We start from the raw sequence: 3,391 nt of genomic DNA, 5'->3' as shown, positions 1-3,391 counted from the left end.
TTGGCTGTTGACTCATCCATGCTTTGCATATCATTCGCGGATATGACCTGTCACACCTTATGTCCGGCTTAAATAGACCAGCCCTCAAGGGAGGGCTGCTAGCCTTCTTGGCCGCCACACTCTTTGGTATCAGCACGCCATTGGTTCAAAGCGTGGGCGGAGGTGTGGGAGCCTTCACCACGGCGGCGTTGCTATATGCGGGTGCTGCTTTGGTTGGTGCACTGCTACGCCAACCCGCTGAGCGCGAAGCTGCAATCCACAAGGGTGATTTGCCCCGCCTGGGTTGGATGGCCCTGTTCGGTGCGGGACTGGGGCCTGTGGCATTGGCCTGGGGCTTGCAGCACACCAGCGGCACCAGTGCCTCATTGATGCTGACGTTGGAGGCGGTTTTCACGGCACTCCTAGCCAGAGCGCTTTACGGCGAAGTGATGGACCGGCGCGTGTGGAGCGCCATGGCACTCCTGTTCATGGGTGGCATCGTGCTGATTCTTGATAGAGGGAGCAGCGGCACCAATGAATTGCTAGGTGCCCTGGCAGTGCTTGGCGCAACCCTGTCATGGGGCATCGACAACACGCTATCTCGCAGCGTGGCCGAGCGTGACCCAGGCCAGGTCGTGCTGGTCAAGTCAGCGTTTGGCGTAGCCTTGACCGTCTTGATTGCAAACATCATGGGAGAGACGCTGCCGAGCTGGTCGACCGTCGCTGGCTTGCTGATGATTGGCGGCGCAGGCTACGGCTTGAGCCTGCGGCTTTACCTGCTGGCGCAGCGTGCATTCGGTGCCGCACGGACAGGTTCTGTCTTTGCATTTGCCCCCTTCATCGGTGCCGTGGTGGCAGTCGCCTTGGGTGATCGCTCAATGAGCTGGGGTGTGGCGCTGGGTGGCACCCTGATGCTACTGGGCGTGATGCTGCACCTGGTCGAGTCTCACGGACACGAGCACGTTCATGAGGAACTGACCCACGAGCATGCTCATGCTCATGATGACGGGCATCACACTCATCGGCACGATCCCATGCCGGTAGGGCCGCACAGCCATGCCCATCGACACGAACCCACGCGCCACACGCATGCGCATGTGCCAGATGCGCATCACACGCACCGGCACTGAGATCAAGCCATCTGGGGTGGCCAGGAGTGTGTTTCTCCTTGGCATGACTGGCACCAAGCGTACAGGGCGTCATACATAACCATGCCGTGACGCAGCATTTCATGGTCATCTGCGAATCGCCTGGATAAGCCCAGCGACAAGGCATACAGCCCCGCTGACTGCGGCGAGAGATCGAGTCGGTCGGTGTCTGCGCCCCGGACGATAGTGGCCAACTGCTGCAAGGCAGGATCGCTCAACTCGTATTTGCGAAGGAAAGCATCAAAGCTGCACAACTCGCCTACATGCGACATCTCCACTGCGGGGATGTCGTAAGGCGTGGCGCCTTCTCGTTCTGCTACGGTCAGCACCTGGTGGGCTGGTACATACAAAAATTCGGCCTGCGGATCAATGAAGCGCTGAATCAGCCAGGGACATGCGATTCGGTCGATCTTGGGGCGTTCTCGGGTAACCCATTTCATGATCACTCTCCTTGGTGTGAACAGAATCAGTGGCGCAAGGGAAACAAAGCCATGCCCAGCAGTGCCGCGGCCAGGATGATCCAAGGCTCTTGCACCTTCTTGAATTGCCACAGAACAGCCACCACGGTCAATGCCATGAGGATGGTGGGCAAGTCCACCAGTGAGCGTTTGGCCAGCACCACAACCGAGCCGGTGATGGCACCCACGGCAGCGGCCGTCACCCCATCGATGAACGCAAGCAAGCCAGGTCGCTTGCCGTGTTTCTTGAAGTACGGTGCGGGGCCGATGGTGAGCAGGTAGCAAGGCAGAAAGGTGGCCAATGCCGCCACGCAGGCGCCAGGCAGACCAGCCACCAGATAGCCAATGAAGCCCACGGTGATCACGACCGGGCCCGGTGTGATCATGGCCACGGCCACCGCATCCACGAATTGTTTTTCGTTCAGCCAGTGGAATTCGTGCACCACGCCTCCGTACAGAAAAGGCACGATGGCCAGGCCGGAGCCGAACACGAAGGTGCCAGCTTTGGCGAAGAACACCCCGATTTGCATCAGGACGTTGGGATCAGCCGCGAGCAATGCACTCGCGGCAGGAACAGCGGGCACAAGCCCCACTCCGGCGTTCACTGAAAGCCGGGCAGATGGGCCCCACTTGGTGCGCCACAACCAGACAGCCACACCGGCAGCAATGAACAGCGAAGCCATCTCTGATTCGGTCACGATGGTGGCTGCAGCAGTGATCGCCCAGATAGCCCACAGCAGTTTGTCCTTGCCCAGGCTCTTGGAAGTCAGCTTTTGTGCGCTCATCGCAATGATGCCGATGACGGCAGCGCCCACGCCGTAGAACGTGGCCTGCATCCAGGTCAGCCCGCCGTAACTGGTGTAAGCCCAACCCAGCGCGATCACCATCAGGAACGAGGGCAGGACGAACGACAAACCCACCAGGGTGGCACCCAGGATGCGATAGTGAACGTAACCCAGGTAGATGGCCAATTGGGCCGCCATGGGGCCCGGCATCAACTGGGCAAGCGCAATGCCCTCTTTGTAGTCCTCTTCGGTGATCCAGCGGCGTTGCTCGACCAGATCTCGGTACATGTAGCCAGCAAGCGCAACCGGTCCACCAAACCCGATGGTGCCGAGACGAAGCATGTAGGCCACGATTTGCCAAAGCGAGTAGGCTGGTGCGCTCATTGGGCACCTCCTGGCATCACTGGCACAAGCAGCGACAAAGAGGAATAAGCAACTAGGGAGGCAATGCTCAGCGCGAGGGCGAAATTGCCATGCGCGACATGGCCAGACGCGAGGCTTGTATACCTGATCAAGACGAACTCCTACCTGGGATCAAACCCATGGTCAGGAGCAGTGCTTGGACGCTGGGCGTCTTGTGTTTGCGGGGAGGACTGCCCGTACCCCCGCGGCCAGCACTCTATCACGGGCAGGGGCAGCCATTCCGTTATCGGGGATAACGAGAGTGTCCGCTTTGGTTGGGCCACAAGGTCTGTTCCTGGCCGAGAGATTCGAGCCGACCAGACGCTCAGACTTGTCGCCGCAAAGCTGTCCTCCAGGGTCTCGCCTCAGCCGGAGCCTCTGGCGCGGGGCAACCGCCTGCTGATGGTCGAAAACGGTTCTCGGCCGCACTGGCTGGGCGCACAATGCCGGCTGGACGTCTAGAACCTACTTCGTGCAGGGAGCCTCTATACGCCACACGACGCCTCGTTTTGGCCTCGATAATGCGACAGCGCCAAGTCTCGGCGGCCTTCAGGAGCCTTACATGTCAAAGCAGCACAAGCGTGCCGACCCGCTCGCGCAGAAGCACGCTCCCAGCGAC

3 protein-coding genes are annotated in these 3,391 nt (G+C 60.2%); 1 reads left to right on the top strand and 2 read right to left on the bottom strand.

Going from position 1 to position 3,391, the window contains the following annotated elements:
- The first annotated feature begins 59 nt into the window (after window positions 1–59).
- Complete coding sequence (locus EPO09_RS08645; protein ID WP_290642183.1) at window positions 60–1,109, top strand: DMT family transporter; 1,050 nt, start codon at window positions 60–62, stop codon at window positions 1,107–1,109.
- A 2-nt stretch (window positions 1,110–1,111) separates the two neighbouring features.
- Here the strand turns inward: EPO09_RS08645 and EPO09_RS08640 are convergent, their stop codons facing one another.
- The gene (locus EPO09_RS08640; protein ID WP_290642181.1) at window positions 1,112–1,567 is read right to left on the bottom strand and encodes a chromate resistance protein ChrB domain-containing protein; all 456 of its coding nucleotides are present in this window, start codon (window positions 1,565–1,567) and stop codon (window positions 1,112–1,114) included.
- A gap of 26 nt (window positions 1,568–1,593) precedes the next feature.
- Window positions 1,594–2,754 (bottom strand): chromate transporter, encoded by a 1,161-nt coding sequence (locus EPO09_RS08635; RefSeq protein ID WP_290642179.1) that lies wholly within the window; start codon window positions 2,752–2,754, stop codon window positions 1,594–1,596.
- Window positions 2,755–3,391: the final 637 nt, after the last annotated feature.

Origin of the sequence: Aquabacterium sp., assembly GCF_004297345.1 — a bacterium.
In the GTDB taxonomy this organism is placed as follows: Bacteria; Pseudomonadota; Gammaproteobacteria; order Burkholderiales; family Burkholderiaceae_C; genus Aquabacterium.
The sequence above is the reverse complement of the archived record's forward strand: the minus strand, read 5'-3'. Positions and strand labels throughout refer to the sequence as shown.

What these genes read in the sequence shown, in the direction of transcription:
- EPO09_RS08640 (WP_290642181.1), bottom strand. Translation starts at nt 1,567, where the DNA reads ATGAAATGGGTTACCCGAGAACGCCCCAAGATCGACCGAATCGCATGT.
- EPO09_RS08635 (WP_290642179.1), bottom strand. Translation starts at nt 2,754, where the DNA reads ATGAGCGCACCAGCCTACTCGCTTTGGCAAATCGTGGCCTACATGCTT.
- EPO09_RS08645 (WP_290642183.1), top strand. Translation starts at nt 60, where the DNA reads ATGTCCGGCTTAAATAGACCAGCCCTCAAGGGAGGGCTGCTAGCCTTC.